At 72.2% G+C, this 16,026-nt stretch carries 13 protein-coding genes; 3 read left to right on the forward strand and 10 right to left on the reverse strand.

The genetic code is table 11. The features are described 5' to 3' along the window. Nucleotides 1-39: 39 nt before the first annotated feature. The 3 genes from FXF52_RS16050 to FXF52_RS16060 all read left to right on the forward strand — a co-directional run bounded on the left by FXF52_RS16050 (nucleotide 40) and on the right by FXF52_RS16060 (nucleotide 3,400). On the forward strand, nucleotides 40-1,212 hold the full coding sequence (locus FXF52_RS16050) for an ROK family transcriptional regulator (protein ID WP_148797709.1): 1,173 nt from the start codon (nucleotides 40-42) through the stop codon (nucleotides 1,210-1,212). Nucleotides 1,213-1,326: 114 nt separating this feature from the next. Beyond that, entirely contained in the window at nucleotides 1,327-2,313 is a 987-nt protein-coding gene (locus FXF52_RS16055) for a serine hydrolase (RefSeq protein WP_148797710.1), read from the forward strand. A 43-nt stretch (nucleotides 2,314-2,356) separates the two neighbouring features. Next, nucleotides 2,357-3,400 (forward strand): P1 family peptidase, encoded by a 1,044-nt coding sequence (locus FXF52_RS16060; RefSeq protein ID WP_187413523.1) that lies wholly within the window; start codon nucleotides 2,357-2,359, stop codon nucleotides 3,398-3,400. A gap of 16 nt (nucleotides 3,401-3,416) precedes the next feature. Here the strand turns inward: FXF52_RS16060 and FXF52_RS16065 are convergent, their stop codons facing one another. The 10 genes from FXF52_RS16065 to FXF52_RS16110 all read right to left on the reverse strand — a co-directional run bounded on the left by FXF52_RS16065 (nucleotide 3,417) and on the right by FXF52_RS16110 (nucleotide 15,989). After that, a complete protein-coding gene (locus FXF52_RS16065; RefSeq protein ID WP_255472015.1) occupies nucleotides 3,417-4,946 on the reverse strand; it encodes an aldehyde dehydrogenase (NADP(+)) in 1,530 nt (509 codons plus the stop codon). After that, nucleotides 4,939-6,426, reverse strand: coding sequence for an NAD(P)/FAD-dependent oxidoreductase (locus FXF52_RS16070; protein WP_148797711.1), 1,488 nt, complete (start codon nucleotides 6,424-6,426; stop codon nucleotides 4,939-4,941). Before FXF52_RS16070 ends, FXF52_RS16065 begins: the two co-directional genes overlap by 8 nt. Continuing rightward, nucleotides 6,410-6,715 (reverse strand): (2Fe-2S)-binding protein, encoded by a 306-nt coding sequence (locus FXF52_RS16075; RefSeq protein ID WP_148797712.1) that lies wholly within the window; start codon nucleotides 6,713-6,715, stop codon nucleotides 6,410-6,412. The genes FXF52_RS16070 and FXF52_RS16075 overlap by 17 nt, the downstream gene beginning before the upstream one ends. Next, nucleotides 6,712-7,869 carry an FAD-binding oxidoreductase gene (locus tag FXF52_RS16080; RefSeq protein ID WP_148797713.1) on the reverse strand — a complete coding sequence of 386 codons (1,158 nt, stop codon included), beginning with the start codon at nucleotides 7,867-7,869 and terminating at the stop codon, nucleotides 6,712-6,714. Before FXF52_RS16080 ends, FXF52_RS16075 begins: the two co-directional genes overlap by 4 nt. Nucleotides 7,870-7,903: 34 nt before the next feature. Beyond that, a complete protein-coding gene (locus tag FXF52_RS16085) occupies nucleotides 7,904-8,599 on the reverse strand; it encodes a GntR family transcriptional regulator (RefSeq protein WP_148797714.1) in 696 nt (231 codons plus the stop codon). After that, the gene (locus tag FXF52_RS16090; RefSeq protein ID WP_148797715.1) at nucleotides 8,596-9,597 is read right to left on the reverse strand and encodes a proline racemase family protein; all 1,002 of its coding nucleotides are present in this window, start codon (nucleotides 9,595-9,597) and stop codon (nucleotides 8,596-8,598) included. The genes FXF52_RS16085 and FXF52_RS16090 overlap by 4 nt, the downstream gene beginning before the upstream one ends. Next, a complete protein-coding gene (locus tag FXF52_RS16095; RefSeq protein ID WP_148797716.1) occupies nucleotides 9,594-10,499 on the reverse strand; it encodes a dihydrodipicolinate synthase family protein in 906 nt (301 codons plus the stop codon). Before FXF52_RS16095 ends, FXF52_RS16090 begins: the two co-directional genes overlap by 4 nt. Next, entirely contained in the window at nucleotides 10,496-11,857 is a 1,362-nt protein-coding gene (locus FXF52_RS16100; protein ID WP_148797717.1) for an aminopeptidase P family protein, read from the reverse strand. The genes FXF52_RS16095 and FXF52_RS16100 overlap by 4 nt, the downstream gene beginning before the upstream one ends. Beyond that, nucleotides 11,850-13,145 (reverse strand): alpha/beta fold hydrolase, encoded by a 1,296-nt coding sequence (locus FXF52_RS16105; protein ID WP_148797718.1) that lies wholly within the window; start codon nucleotides 13,143-13,145, stop codon nucleotides 11,850-11,852. The genes FXF52_RS16100 and FXF52_RS16105 overlap by 8 nt, the downstream gene beginning before the upstream one ends. A 246-nt stretch (nucleotides 13,146-13,391) precedes the next feature. Further along, the gene (locus FXF52_RS16110; protein WP_187413524.1) at nucleotides 13,392-15,989 is read right to left on the reverse strand and encodes a M64 family metallopeptidase; all 2,598 of its coding nucleotides are present in this window, start codon (nucleotides 15,987-15,989) and stop codon (nucleotides 13,392-13,394) included. Between the last annotated feature and the right edge of the window lie 37 nt (nucleotides 15,990-16,026).

Here is a 16,026-nt window from a genome sequence, read left to right on the forward strand (position 1 = left end):
CGCGCGCCGTAACCCGTCCCGCTTCGCTTTAATTGAGGGATGAACAATGGGCACAGCGCCGCCCCGACGTCGCCCGGCGAGCTGCTCCGGCTGCTGCGCGACGGGCAGGCACGCACCCGTGCTGAGCTGGCGACCGAAACCGGACTGGCCCGGTCCACCGTGCGCCTGCGCCTCGACGCGCTCATGGACGCCGGGCTCGTGACCGACGGGGGCGACGACGCCGCCACCGGCGGACGGCCCGCCAGCAGGTTCGTGTTCAACGCCCGCGCCCGCGCGGTGCTGGCAGCCGACGTCGGAGCCACCCACGCCACCGTCGCCATCGCCGACCTGACCGGTGAGCCGCTGGCCGTCGAGGAGCTCACCCTGGACATCGCCGACGGACCCGACGCGGTGCTCAGCCTGCTCGTCGACACCTGGCGACGGATGCGGGCCAACCACGACCCCGCCGCACCCATCGCCGGCGTCGGCATCGGACTGCCCGGCCCGGTCGAGCACTCGACCGGCAAGCCGACCCACCCGCCGATCATGCCCGGCTGGAACGGATACGACGTGCCCGCACGGATCGCCGCCGACTTCGCCGTGCCCGTCCTGGTCGACAACGAGGTCAACCTGATGTCCCTCGGGGAGCACGTCCGCTGCTTCCCGAACGAGGCGCACATGATCTTCGTCAAGGTCGCGACCGGCATCGGCTCCGGCCTGATCAGCAACGGTCAACTACACCGAGGCGACGTCGGCGCGGCCGGCGACCTCGGGCACATCCTGGCCCCGCACGCGGATGACGTCCTCTGCCGCTGCGGCAACAGCGGCTGCCTGGAGGCGGTGGCCGGCGGTCCCGCCATCGCCGCGAAACTCCGCGCCGCCGGCCTCGACGCGACGAGCAACGCCGACGTCGTGGCCCTCGTGCAGGCCGGCAGCCCGATCGCCGGGCAAGCCGTCCGCCAGGCCGGCCGGGACATCGGCGAGGTGCTGGCCGCCGGCGTCAGCCTGTTCAACCCGTCGCTGATCGTGATCGGCGGGGCGCTCGCGCAGGCCGGCGAGATGCTGCTGGCGGGCGTGCGGGAGTCGATCTACCGGCGCTCCCTGCCGCTGGCCACCGAACGCCTGCGCATCGTCACCTCCCAGGCCGGCGCGAACGCCGGTGTCGTCGGCGCTGCGGCGATGGTCGTCCAGCACACCCTCTCCCCCACCGTGCTGGACCGCGAGCTCGCCTGAATTGACTCACCTCGCTGACGCAGGCGATGATCAAGTCCGGTCTGCCCGGGCTTCTCGATCCACGCCCTGCGTGTTATCCCGTAGGGCAGTACTGCCTCGCCGACGGAGTGGCCCATGAGGACAGAGTTGCGCAAGCGCCTGGACGACGCGCTCCAGGCCGGGCAGGTCGAGGGCCTGCACGCGGTCGTGGCGGTCCACGGTGGCCGGGCCCTGCTGGAGTACTACGGCGCAGGCGAGGACTTCACCTGGGGCACCTCACTGGGTGTCGTCGAGTTCCGGCCCGAGACGCTGCACGACGTCCGGTCGGTTACCAAGAGCGTGACCGCGCTGCTGTACGGCATCGCGCTCGACGAGGGTAGGGTCCCCCACCCCGCAGAGCCGCTCCTGCGCCAGTTCCCGGAGTACGCCGATCTGGCGGCCGACCCTGAGCGGGCCCGGCTCACCGTCGAGCACGCGTTGACCATGTCCCTCGGCCTGGAGTGGCGCGAAGACATCCCGTACGACAACCCAACGAACGCCGAGATTGCGATGGAACTGGCACCGGACCGGTACCGGTACGTGCTGGAGCGACCGATCCTGGAGCCACCTGGCGCCCGGTGGGCGTACTGCGGTGGCGCCACCGCGCTGCTCGGCCGGCTGATCGCCGACGGCACCGGACAGCCGCTGCCACAGTACGGTCGAACGGCGCTGCTCGCGCCGCTGGGCATCCACAACGTCGAGTGGATGACCGGCACGGACGGGGTGGCCTCCGCCGCGTCCGGGCTGCGGCTCGCGCCGCGCGACCTGGCCAGGATCGGTGAACTGGTGCTCGCCGACGGAGCGTGGAAGGGCCGCCGGATCGTCTCCGCCGGCTGGATCCACGCGATGCTCCAGCCGCGCCTGCGGACCGAGTGGGGCAGCCAGTACGGCTACCACTGGTACCGCGAGACCATCGCGGGCCACCGCCTGGTGGCTGCGATGGGCAACGGTGGCCAACGCCTGATCGTCCTGCCTGACCTGGATCTCGCCGTCGCGATCACCGCTGGCAACTATGACGACCCCGACCAGTGGCGGACTCCGGTGACGCTGCTGGAGCGGGTCATCCTGCCCGCGATGGGGTGACGACATCGATCCATCGCCCGGACGTGACACCGACAGGAGCATCGTGCAGCAGCAAGTCCACCGCGCCCGCGATCTGGGCATCGTCGTGGGACCACTGCCCACCGGACGGCACAACGCAATCACCGACGTCGCCGGGGTGGTGGTGGGGCATACCACCATCGACAACGGTCGCGACCTGCACACCGGGGTCACGGCGGTCGTACCGGGTCAACTCGGCCCGGGACGGTGGTCCCTACCCGCCGCCGTGTACGTGGGGAACGGCTACGGGAAGCTGGTCGGCTCGACCCAGGTGGACGAACTCGGCGTGCTGGAATCACCGATCGTCCTCACCGCCACGCTGTCGGTGTTCCGGGCCGCGGACGCGCTGCTCACCTACCTGATGCACCGCCGTCCGGACGGTCTGTCGTTCAACCCACTCGTGGGCGAGACGAACGACGGCCACCTCTCGGACATCCGCCGACGCCCGATAACCGAGGAACACGTGCTCGACGCCATCACCCACGCGTCCGGTGAACCCCCGGCGGAAGGCTGCGTCGGCGCGGGAACCGGCACCACGGCCTTGGGCTACAAGGCGGGAATCGGCACCTCGTCCCGGACGGTACAGGTAGGCGACCGCTCGGTGACGGTAGGTGCCCTCACCCAGTCCAACTTCGGCGGCGTGCTGACCGCGCTGGGTGTCCCACTGCCGGTCGAGGAGCTGATCCCGGCGGCCGACCGAACCGAACCACCCGGCAACTCCTGCATGATCGTGGTGGCCACCGACGCGCCCCTGGACGCCCGGCAGCTCGGCCGCCTCGCCCGCAGGGCCATCTTCGCCATGGGCCGGGTCGGCGCGGCGTACAGCAACGGCAGCGGCGACTACGCGATCGCGTTCAGCACCGCACAACCGGACCGGCCACCCGTCCCCGACTCGCAGCTCAACCCGGTCTTCGCGGCCGTCCTGGACTCGGTCGAGGAAGCCCTGCTCAACTCGCTCATCGCCGCCACGACCACCAGCGGCGTGGGAGGGCGCACGAGTCACGCCCTGCCACACGATGCCGTCGTCCGGCGGTTGGCGGCGGCCGGTCGGCTGACTCCGCCAGCCTGAATCCCCGGATGAGCCGCTATGCGGTCATGCGGACACCGTCGACCGTGCGGGGAAGGCCGAGCGGGTTGGCCTCGCGCAGCTCCGGTGGGAGCAACGGTTCGGGGGTGTTCTGGTAGCAGACCGGGCGCAGCCACCGCTGGATCGCGCTGCTGCCCACCGAGGTCGAGCCGCTGGTGGAGGCGGGGTAGGGGCCGCCGTGATGCATGGCCGGGGCGACCGTCACCCCGGTGGGCCAGCCGTCCACGACGACCCGCCCCGCGATCTCGCTCAGGCCGGCGACCAGTTCCGCCGCCGCGCCGTCCCGCTCGTCTGCGGCTAGGTGCACGGTCGCGGTGAGATTGCCCGGCAGGGCGCCGAGCACCGCGTCCCGCTCGGCCGCCGAGCCGTAGCGGACCAGCACGGTGACCGGCCCGAAGCATTCCTCCAGCAACTCCTGGTACGGCCCGCCCTCGACCAGCCGCGACGCGGCGACGGTCAGCAGGCCCGGCCGGACGGCCAGCGGCGCGGCGTCATCGCCGGCCTCCCCCGCCCGGAGCGGTTCGGCCACGGCGGGGAGCGCGGCACGGGAGCGGACGCCGGCGAGGAACGCGGCGCGCATGCGCGGGTCCAGCAGCGGTCCGGACGGTACGGCCGCCGCGGCGACCGCCTGGACGACGGCGTCACCGGCCGGCCCCTCGGGGAGGAGGACGAGACCGGGCTTGACGCAGAACTGGCCGAGGCCCTGGGTGTATGAGGCGGCCAGCCCCGCCCCGATCTCGTCCGCTCTGGTCTCGGCGGCCCGCGCGGTCACCACGACCGGGTTGAGGCTGCCCAGCTCGCCGTGGAACGGGATCGGCCGCGGCCGGGAGGACGCGATGTCGAACAACGCACGGCCGCCGCGCACCGACCCGGTGAACCCGACGGCCGCGGTCAGTGGGTGGCGGACGAGTTCCGGCCCCGCGTCGAAGCCGTGGACCAGGCGGACGACGTCCTCGGGCAGCCCGACCTCGGCCGCCGCCGAGCGGAGGATCCGGGCGCACAGGACCGAGGTGGCCGGATGGTCCGGGTGTGCCTTGACCACGACCGGGCATCCCGCGGCCAGCGCGCTCGCGGTGTCGCCGCCCGGCACGCTGAAGGCCAGCGGGAAGTTGCTCGCGGCGAAGACCGCGACCACGCCCAGCGGCACCTGGTAGCGCCGCAGGTCCGGGCGGGGCGCGGGCTCCGCCTGCGGGTCGGCATGGTCGATGGTCACGTCCAGGTAGGCGCCGGCTTCGACCACGTCCCCGAAGGCGCGAAGCTGGTAGCACGTGCGGGCGAGCTCGCCGGTGAGGCGTACCCGGCCGAGCGCCGACTCCGCATCGGCGGCCGAGACGATCTCCTCACCGTTCTTCTCCAGGAGCGCGGCGGCCGTGCGGAGCAGGTCGGCCCGCGCGGCGCGGTCCCTCAGTGCCGGGGCGGCTGCGGCGGCGGCCCGCACCGCCTCGTCCACGTCGCTCGCCGTCGACTCGGTCGCGACGCGTCCCAGCGGCTGGCCGGTACGCGGGTTGGTGCTCAGCACGTCAGTCACCGTCTCGTCCTCTCCATTCCGTCCCGGTCGCCTCGGCGGGCGTCGTGCCTTCGGCCAGGGCGGCGAGTTCCCCCAGGGGCACCGGCACGGCCAAGCTGCGGGTGGCCAGGCTACGCAGGTCCTCCGGCGTGGTCTCGCGACCGTGCAGACAGGCCGCGATCCCGGCGGTGGCGAAGCCGCACACCCGGCCCTGACACCAGCCCATCCCCGGCCGGGCGAACATCTTCAGCGTGCGCGCGTCCTCCGCACCGAGGTCGTCGTGCGCCCGGCGCAGGTCACCGTACGAGACCTCCTCGCAGCGGCAGACCGGCGTCGTCTCCGACAGCCACTGCGGCCACGCGCGCGGCACGGGATAGGTCCGGTGCATGGCGGCGGCGAACCGCCGCCCCCGCCGGACGGCGCGGCGCAGCCGCCTCATCGCGGCCGGATCGGCCGGACGACCGAGTTCGGCGGCGAGGGCCAACGCGCTCAGTCGTCCCTCGTGGACGGCCAGGGCCGCGCCGCCCACGCCGGTCGCCTCGCCGGCGACGTACAGCCCCTCGACGCTGCTGCGCTGGCGGTCGTCGACGGTCACCACGAGAGATCCGTCGACGTCCTGCGCGGTCTCCGCGCCGAGCATGAGCGGCAGTTCGAGCGATGGGGTGAAGCCCCAGCCGAGCGCCACGACGTCGGCGGCCATCTCCTCGTCCGGCCCGGCCGGGCGGCCGTCGCGGTCCACCCGCGCGATCCGCACCGCCTCGACCCGGTCCGTACCGAGGATCTCCCGGATCACGGTCCTCGTCCGGTACGGGATGCGGTGGCGGGCCATGAGCGCCGCGTACTGCAGTGCCTCGACGCCCTTGCCGGGCGCGGAGATCGCGCCGACCGGGTGGCGCAGCCAACCGAGCGTTCCGTTGGCCTCGACGACGGCCGCGACGGTCACCCCGGCCCGGGCGAGGCCGGTGGCCACGGGCAGCAGGAACGGGCCGGTGCCGGCGACAACCACTCGCCGTCCCGCCGGGGTGCGGTGCCCCTTGAGCAGGGCCTGCACTCCCCCGGCGGTCATCACGCCGGGCAGGTCCCAGCCGGGGAGGGGCAGCTGCCGGTCGTATCCCCCGGGACACAGGATCAGCGCCCGCGCGCTGAGCGTACGGTCCGTCCCGCCGGCCGCGGCCGTGGTGGCCGTCATCTGGAGGGTGAACGCGCCGCTTTCCTCCCGGGTGATGAGCCAGGCCTGGTGGCCGGGGAGGTAGCGGATCCGGCCGGCCGCGCGGAGGGCGTACATCCGGTCCCGCAGCCGGGTGAAGGCCGGCCAGCCATGATGACCGGCGGGGTCGTTGGGGCGGGCGTGGTTCTCGTCGTAGTGCCGCCAGTACTGCCCGCCGGGCTGTCCGGCGGTGTCGATCAGGGCGACGCCGAGCCCGGCCTCGGCGGCCTGGACGGCGGCGGCGAGCCCGGCCGGGCCCGCGCCGACCACGGCGACGTCAGGCACGTGCGGCACCGCCGTTCCTCCCGTCGCCGAGGTCCTCGGGGGCCGCGCCCGTCTCGGCGTCGTCGCCGAGGCGCATGCCGTCGGCGGCGGTGACCAGGCAGGCGCGCTGGTCGGGGACGCCGTCGACGGTGATCAGGCAGTCGAAGCAGACCCCGATGCCGCAGAACAGTCCCCGTGGCCGGCCGCCCTTGCGAGTGGTGCGCCAGTCGAGGATGCCGGCGGCGACCAGTGCGGCGGCGACGCTCTGGCCGGGCTCGGCCGCCACGGTGCCGCCGCGGAAGGTCATCTGGTGGGTCATCGGAGCACCTCCTCGGCGTCGCCGAATCGGTCCGGGGCGAACGGCGTGAGGTCCAGGTCGGGCCGCTCCCCCACGAACGCCTGGGCGATCAGCCTGCCGGTCCCGGCGGACAGGCCGACACCGGCGCCCTCGTGGCCGCAGGCATGCCAGAGGTCGGGCGCGCGGGGGTCGGGGCCGATGACCGGCAGGTGGTCGGGACAGTACGGGCGGAAGCCGAGGTACGTGCGCATCGCGCGGACCTCCCGAAGGATCGGAAACAGTGCGATGGCCTTGGCCGCGAGGGTGCCGATCGCGGTGCCGGACACGGTCCGGTCGAAACCGACCCGCTCCCGGGACGCGCCGATGAGGATGGTGCCGCCGGCGGTCCCCTCGACGACGGGCGAGGTTTGCAGGGCCGCGTCGGAGCTGGCCACGTCGCCGACGTACTCGGCGGCGTACACCTTGTGGCGGATCGTCCGGGGCGGCATCGGCTGGGTGACCAGGACGAAGCCGCGCCGGGGCAGCACGGGGACGCGTACCCCGGCGAGGTCCGCGAGGTCGCCGGCCCACGTGCCAGAGGCGTTGAGCACCGCCCCGGCGGGGATGTCGCCGTCGGTGGTTCGCACGCCCGTCACCCGGGTGCCGTCGCGCAGGAACCCCGTCACCTCGGTGCGCGTACGCACCTGCGCGCCGCGCTCGCGGGCCAGCCGCAGCAGGTGCGCCGCGACCAGCATCGGCTGAACCTGGGCGTCCTGCGGGTAGAAGGCGCCCCCGACGAGTTCCGGGGAAAGATGCGGCTCGTAGTCGCGCAGTTCGGTCCGCGTGACGTCACGGACCTCGACACCGCCCTGGCGCTGCTGGACGGCGAGCGCGCGCAGCGATGCGACACTCTGCTCCGACGCCGCGACGACCAGGCCCCCCTTGGCCTCGAACTCCCACAGGTGGGCGTGTTCCGCGAGCTCCTCGCGCCAGACCCGCTGCGAGTACAACGCCAGGTCGAGCTCGGGGCCGGCCTCCTTGTCGGACACCAGCAGGTTGCCTTCGCCGGCGCTGGAGGTGCCCCCGGCGATCGCGCCGCGATCGACGACGACCACCCGGACCCCCGCCAGCGACGCGAAGTATGCGCTCGCGGCGCCCACGACGCCGGCCCCGACGACCACCAGGTCCGCGGTCATGCCGCCGCCCGGAGACGCGGCGGCGCTGCGCTGATCATTCGCTCTGTCCCGGCGCGTCCTTGGCGCCACCTGCCCACAGGCCTCGCACGTGCCTGATGTGCCGGTGCATCAGCAGCTCGGCCCCGGACGGGTCGCGGGCCTCGATGAAGTCCAGGAGCTCGTGGTGCTCGGCAGCCGAGCGGCCCAGCCTGCCGCTCTTCAGCAGCGGGGTCAGGCCGAGCAGCCGGGTCTGCGAACGCAGGTCGGCGACGACGTCCACCAGGAACCGGTTGCGGCTGTAGCCGAGCAGGGTCAGGTGGAAGACGTGGTCGGCCTCGATGTAGCCGACCAGGTCGCCCTGCTCCGCCGCGTCGACGATGGACTGCGCGAGCGTCCGCAGTTCGGGGATGTCCTCCTTCGGGATCACCGCCACGACGTCCCGCACGGTCGGCGGCTCGATGAGCAGCCGCACGGCGGCCAGGTTGTCGAGGTCCTCCTCGGACATCTCGGTGATCCGGAAGCCCTTGTTCGGGTGGGGGACGACCAGGCCCCCCTTCACCAGATCGAGCATGGCCTCCCGCACCGGGGTGGGCGAGACGCCGAGCTGCGCACCCAGCGCGGGCGCCGAGTAGACCACGCCGGGCTCCAGCTTGCCGGAGATGATCGCGGCGCGCAGGGCCTCCCGGGTCCGGTCGCGGAGGTTTTCCCTGCGGCCGACGCCGGGCAGTTCCGGGACGGGCGCCGGGCTCACAGCAGGAATCCCGCGGGGAACGGGTCGGTGGGGTCGAGGTGGAACTGCGAGGTTGCGGTGATCCACGCCCGCCCGGTGATCGACGGCAGCACGGCGGGCAGCGACCCGACCGTGGTCTCCTCGAGCAGCCGGCCGGTGAAGCGGGTGCCGATGAACGACTCGTTGACGAAGTCCTCACCGATGCCCAGTTCGCCGCGCGCGTGCAGCTGGGCCATCCGGGCGCTCGTGCCGGTGCCGCAGGGGGAACGGTCGAACCAGCCGGGGTGGATGGCCATGGCGTGCCGGGACAAGGCGGCGGTCGAGCCTGGGGCCTTCAGATACACATGGTGGCAGCCGTTGATGTCGTGGCGCTCGGGGTGGACCGGACGGTCCTGCTCGTTCACCGCTTCCATGATCGCCATACCGGCGGCGAGCAGGTCGCCGGCGCGGGACCGGTCGAAGGGCAGCCCCAGGTCCGCCAGATCGACGATCGCGTAGAAGTTGCCGCCGAAGGCCATGTCGTACGCGACGTCGCCGAAGCCCGGCACCGCCACCTTCCGGTCCAGCGCGTAGGAGAACGACGGGACGTTCTGGATGGTGACCGACTCCGCCGCGCCGTTGCGCACCGCCACGGAGGCGACGACCAGCCCGGCGGGGGTGTCGAGCCTGATCGTGGTCACCGGCTCGACCACGGGCACCATCCCGGTCTCCACGAGCACGGTCGCGACCCCGATGGTGCCGTGGCCGCACATCGGCAGCAGGCCGGTGACCTCGATGAAGAGCACGCCGTAGTCGGCGTCGGGACGGGTCGGCGGTTGCAGGATGGCGCCGCTCATCGCGGCGTGGCCCCGCGGCTCGTACATCAGCAAGGTGCGGATGTCGTCGCTGTGCTCCATGAACCACAGCCTGCGCTCGGCCATGGTCGCCCCGGGGATGGTGCCCATGCCGCCGACGACGACCCGGGTGGGCATGCCCTCGGTGTGTGAGTCGACGGCGTGGAACGTGCGGCGGGATCTCATCGGTAGCCCTTGCCGAGGACGGCCTCGGTGTCGGCGATGATCCTCGCGGCGATCTCGGGCGCCAGTGGCAGTCGCGGCGGGCGGCAGGCACCGCCCTTGCGGCCGGAGACGTCCATCGACAGCTTGATCGACTGGACGAACTCGGTCTTGGAGTCCCAGCGCAGCAACCGGTGCAGGTCGCGGTAGACCGGCAGCGCCTTGGCGAGGTCGGCGGGGTCGCCCGAGGTGGCCAACCGGTAGAGCTCCACGGTGGTCTTCGGGATCATGTTCGGGTAGCCGGCGATCCAGCCGACGGCTCCGGCGAGGCCCAGCTCGAGCAGCACGTCGTCCGCGCCGACCAGGACGTCCAGGCCGGGTGCCAGCTCGGCGATCTCGTACGCCCGGCGGACGTCGCCGGTGAACTCCTTCACGCCGACGATCAGGCCCTCGTGGAACAGTTCGGCGAGCAGCGCGGGGGTCAGGTCGATCTTGGTGTCGATCGGGTTGTTGTAGGCGACGACCGGCAGCCCGGCCCGGGCGACCTCGCGGTAGTGCGCGACGACGGCCCCGCGATCGGCGCGGTAGGCGTTCGGCGGCAGCAGCAGGACGGAGGTGGCCCCGGCTGCGGCCGCCTGCTCGGCCCAGCGGCGGGCCTCGAGCGCGCCGTAGGCGGCGACGCCGGGCATGATGCCGAACCCGGTGGGGGCGGCCTGGACCGCCACCTCGACGACCTTCGCCCGTTCCTCCGGGGTCAGCGTCTGGTATTCGCCGAGCGAGCCGTTGGGCGTCACCCCGTCGCAGCCGGCGGCTGCGAGGAACCGGACGTGCTCGGCGAACGCGTCGTAGTCGACGGAGAGGTCGTCATGGAAGGGCAGTGCGGTCGCGACGTGAACGCCACGCCACGGCCTGGCGGGGGTGGTCATGCTGGGTCCTCCTCGGGTCGTATCGCAGTGCCGGACATGGTTTGCGCTGCCATCCACTTCTCCAGCCCGCCGGCGTCCAGCGGCAACGCGCGGGACAGCACCTCCCCGCCGTCCGGCGTGACCAGGAGGTCGTCCTCGATGCGCACGCCGATCCCGCGCAGCTCCGGCGGCACGGTCAGGTCGTGCGCGTGGAAGTACAGCCCGGGCTCGACGGTGAGCACCATGCCCGGTGCCATGACCGCGCCCTGATAGGCCTCCGGTGCGGCCCGGCCGCAGTCGTGCACGTCCAGCCCCAGGTGATGGCCGATGCCGCACACCAGATAGCGCCGGTGGTGCTGGCCGCTGTCGGAGAGTGCCTCGTCCACGGAGACCGGCAACAGTCCCCAGTCCGCCAGTCCCCGCGCGATCACCTCCATCGCCGCGTGATGGAAATCGGTGAACCGGCGGCCGGGGCCCACCGCCGCCAGCCCGGCCCGATGAGCCCGTTCCACCAGGTCGTGCACCTGCCGCTGGACGGGAGAGAAGCGGCCGGCGGCGGGGAGCGTGCGGGTGACGTCGGCGGTGTAACAGCTCCTGACCTCGACGCCCATGTCGAGCAGGAGCAGCTCGTCCGGCAGCACCGGGCCGTCGCAGCGCACCCAGTGCAGGGTGGGCGCGTGCGAGGCACTGCCGACGATCGTGGCGTAGCCGGGGCCGTTGCCGTACGCCCGGGCGTACCGGTCGAAGGTGCCCTGCAGCCACCGTTCCCCCGGCCCGGCGATCGCGGTGGGGACCTCGCGGACGACCGCGGCGAAGCCCTCGACCGTGCGGTCCACGGCCTCGCGGAGCTGCCCGATCTCCCACTCGTCCTTGTACATGCGCAGTTCGGCGAGGGTCCGGCTCACCTCCTCGTCCCGGGTCACGTCCTCGGTGAGCTCAGCGAGCGGCCGGACCTCGACGCCCAGCGCCCGCGCCCAGTCGGCCAGTCCGGGAGCGGCCCCGACCCACAGCTCGCCGTACCTGGCGTCGGTGAAGAAGCCGGGTTCGCCGGGTCGGGCGGGCGGCGGCAGGTAGAGCGTGGCGTCGCCGTCGCGCAGCACCACGACGGCGTTCTCGATTCCGCAGCCGGTCACCCAGACGAAGTCGCTGTCCGGACGGAAGTCGTACGTCGTGTCGTTGCTGCGCACGGGCGCCTCTCCCGCGGCGAGCACGATCGTGCGGCCGGGAAGCGCCTCGGCCAGCCGGGCCCGATGGTCGGCGGCCGCCTCGGCGGCGCCGGGCACGACCGGCGGGGTGCGATCCGGCACGCCCCAACCCGTGTTCATGTACTGGGTGAACGTCGCGATCTCGGCCAGCTTCGGCGGCCTGCCGTCACGCATCGGTGACTCCTCCCCCTTGTTCGCGGACCAGCTCGGTCAGCCGGGCGAAGACCCTGCCGTCCGCACGGACGCCGTCGTGTTCGTACTCGTTGGTGACCCAGGTCTGGACGTTGCCGACCCGGGCGGCGGTGTCCAGTTGCAGCCCGGCGTCGACGTACATGTCGTCGTGGTAGACGGCGGCCGCCACCGGGATCTCGTTGCCGGCCAGCCGGTCGAGGTCGTAGAGCTGCGGCCACTCCTCCCGGGCGGCCAGCAGCTCGACGGCGCCGCGGAACGGCCGCAGCTCGGCGATCTCCTCGAACATCCAGGGATAGATCATCTCGCCGGTGAACAGCAACGGCCTGGCATCCTCGGCAAACTGCGGATGCCGCGCGCGTTCGGCCTGCGCCGCCCAGCCGGTGGCGGCGGGGCCGTGTCCGTAGATGCTCTCCTGCAGGGCCGCGAACAGCGGGTTGTCGCGGTAGGCAGTCCGCTCCAGCACCTGCTGTAGAAACGTCGCCGACAGCTCGTCGCCCGAGAATGTCTCGTCGAGCAGCCAGTGCATGCGCTCGTATCCGGGCTTCATGCCGAGGTCGATGCCGAGGGACTGCAACCGCCGTACGGTGAGCACGTCGCCGTCGGGCAGCAGCACCTCACCCTCGGCCAGCCGGTCGGCGATCCGGCCGACCTGCGCCACCTGGTGCGGGTAACGCCGGTAGAACTGCCGGTTCTTCGCCTCGACACGAGGATAGGTGCGCCGGTAGACCTCGGCGGCCGACGGGTCGAGGCCGGGCAGGCCGCCGGTGACATAGCAGGCGCTCAAGCCTTCCGGGGCCTTCGACAGGTACGTCAACGTGATGAAGCCGCCGTACGACTGCCCGAGGGTGGACCAGCGGCGGCCACCGAAGACGGTCTTCCGCAGGTGCTCGTGGTCGGCGACGATCGCGTCGGCCCGGAAGCAGGCGAGAAAGTCGGCAGCGTCCGCAGCGGTCGCGAACCCGCTCATCCGGCGGCCGTCGACGCGGGTGCTGCGGCCGGTGCCACGCTGGTCCACCAGGACGACGCGCTGGTCGCACAGTGCCTGGCCGAGCCAGCCGGAGCGGTCGAGCGGACGCGGACCCTTCCCGCCGGGTCCGCCCTGCAGGTAGACCAGGCACGGCAGGTCCTCGCCGGCCCGTACCGGATCGACGATCTCACGAGCGAAGAGCTGGATGGTGCCGCGCGCCGGGTCGGACCAGTCCAGCGGCACCTCGGACACGTGGTCGCGGACGCGCATGCCGGGGATGGTGTAGCTCGCCGTAACGGTCATCGAGTCGCCCGCTCCTGCCGGCCGCGCTCGGTACCGAGCCGCCCAGATGCCATCAACATCCCCCAGTAAGGTGTGCCATTGCACTGATCCTAGCCGTCGCCGAGGAAACCGCATAGAGGGGGCAGCGGCGGGAGCAGCCGCTCATCCCAGTAAAATTGCACCAGGGTGCCGGGCGCGACGAGCAGCGATGGGCCAACGGAGCGGTGGGCCGGTTACCGACCCACCGCTCGTTTCCGTTGCCGCGCACTACAGGGCGGCGCAGTCACCGCCCTTGGCACCGTTGACCGTGTTCGGTGCGCCGAAGTCCTTCACCGCCGCACTGTTGCCCGTGCAGCTCAGCGATCCGTTGACCCGGCTACCGACCAGGATCGGCCCGTACGCGCCGGCCAGCCGGCTGAACCGGTCGTTGGCGGTCACCTGGACGTTGTCCGACAGGGTCAGCGAGCCGTTGAAGGTGCTGCCGGCGATCGTCACGTCCCGGGTGGCTCCGGTGATCCGGGCGGGCCCGTTCACCGTGCTGCCGAACAACTGCACCGCCGCGGCGCCCGTCGAGGTCAACCCTCCGTCGATCGAGCTGTCGCTGACCACCAGCGAAGCGCCGGCACGCACCGACACCCCACCGGCCACCTGGGCACCCCGGAGGCAGGTCACGCCCTCGCTGACCACGACCCGCGGCTGCTGGCCGGTCAGCGTCCTCGTGCAGTCCGGCGACGAGCCGGGCAGCACGGTGGCCCGGTACGCGCTCGGCTCGCCGACGTTGCCGGCCGCGTCGATGGCGCGGTGCTCGACCAGGTGCGTGCCGAAGCCCGGCACGAACCCGCCACCCGGGTGGTCGTCCGGCAGGGTCTGTTCGAAGGCCGCCTTCGACAGCCCGCCGGTGCCGAGGTTGCCGTACGTCAGCGCCTTGATGTTCGTGCCCGAGTGGCGGAACTGGAACGGCGACTCGGGCATCGGCTGCTCGGGGAACCCGAAGTAGTTGAACCAGCCGTCCTTGTTCAGCCGAAGCTGACCAACGACGTAACGGTCCTCGGCGTAGCCGGTGTGGTCGTCCTGCGGGTCCAGCCACATGTCCCAACCGTTGAAGTACACCGGATGCTCCATGCTGTCCGCGAGCCGGGTCAGCGGCGCCGACAGGGTACGCGGAGCGCTCGGCCGCGCGTTGTCGACGGTCCATTCGATCCGGTCGGAGACCCCACCCGGATCGGCCGGGTCGGTCACCACCGCGGCCAGCCGGTAGGTGCCCGCCGCCAGCTTCAACGCGCTGAGGTCGAGGTTGCGGCTGTTGTGCGGGTTCGGCAGCGCCTTGCCGTCGAGCGACCAGGTCACGTCGAGGATCCGGTCGTTCGGGTGGTTGGTACGCACGTAGACCACCTCGTCGCCGGCGACCGGCTGGGTGTTCGGCGTGGAGCCGGTGATGGTCGCGGCCGGCGACGACGGTGCCACCTTGGTGTCACCCACCGTCCACTGCCGGGTCTGCACGAACCGCGCCCCGTTGTAGCCCGAGTTGGTGGCCGTGTTGCCGGTCGACGGGTTGCGGACCCAGTCGATGCCGTCCGGCCCCACCGGATCCCGCACCTCGACATGCACCACGGTCCCCGCGGGCAGGTCCAACTCGCCGAGGTCGAGGTCGCGGCTGTTGTGCGTGTCGAGCACGGTGCCGTTCGGGCCACCGATCCGCCAGGTGACCTGGAGCTCGTGGTAACGCGGCTGCCCAGGCTCGACCCACAGCACGCTGTCGGACGCCACCGTGCCCAGTGGGGTGTGCCGGACGTTCATCTGCCCGGAGTTGCGCATCCCGGTCACCCTGGCGACCATGTGCTCGAGGCCGATCTGGTCGAAGTCGAACCCGATCCAGCGCATCATCGAGTGCTCACTGGGCCGGCGCTGCCCGCACGGGTACGTGCCGCCGCCCTCGTGCACCCCGATCGTGCCACCGGACCGGCTCTCCTCGCCGACCCAGCGCCACCACTTCTGCTGATCCTCGACCATCTTCTGCGGATCGCTGTAGATCGTGTGGTGGAAGCTGCTGGGCTCACCGCCGGTGTAGCAGGGCCGCACCACGTCACGCGAGGAGTACGGGTACTCGTCGGCCAGCGTGCCGAGCGAGTGGCCGATCTCGTGCAACGAGATCAGCGGGCCCTGCGGGGAGCCGCCGGACGTCGTCGCCTGGGTGCCGCCGATCCCGCCATAGGTGAACGTGTTGAAGATCGCCAAGGTCTGCAGGTTCTGCGCGGTGCGCGGGATACCCAGGACCGGCGCGACGTAGGTGTCGATGATCCGGTTGTGCGCCTGGGCGCCGGTCTCGCACGGGTTCACACCCGGTGGGTAGTAGGCGGCGTAGTTCGCGCAGTTCACCGGCGCCCCGCCGTAGACGGTGCCGCGCGACAGGGGATCGTTGCAGCCGTTCTGGAAGATCATGCGCAGCGCGGTGTTCTTGGCGTCGATCGGACCTTCACGCTGGCCGGTGTCCCGGATCGTGCCGTCCGGGTGGCGTACCCGGCCATCCGGGTCGCACCGGACGCCGTAGTCGATCGAGGCGATCTCCACCGCGTACACGTTGATGTAGTCGCGGTAGGTCCGGAACGGTTCCGTGGCCCACATGACGGCCAGGTTGCGGTCCACGTCCTTCAGGAACAGGCTCTGCTGGTCCCACTGGTAGCCGTCACCGAGAATGATCAGATTCAGCCGCTCGGCGGCGGGTCCGGTGACCTGTATCGGATGCACCTTCGGGCTGGGCAGCGGCATCGGCGGGCCGTCCGCCGGGGCGCCGCTCGCCGGTCCGGCGCCGGTCAGCAGGCCGGCCACCATGGCGAGCGCCGCGAGGATCGCGACCTTGAGTCTCACTGGCTGTCCACCTCACCTTCAATCCGCCGGCGATCCC

It is taken from the genome of Micromonospora sp. MP36, from assembly GCF_008119785.1.
Taxonomy (GTDB): domain Bacteria; phylum Actinomycetota; class Actinomycetes; order Mycobacteriales; family Micromonosporaceae; genus Micromonospora.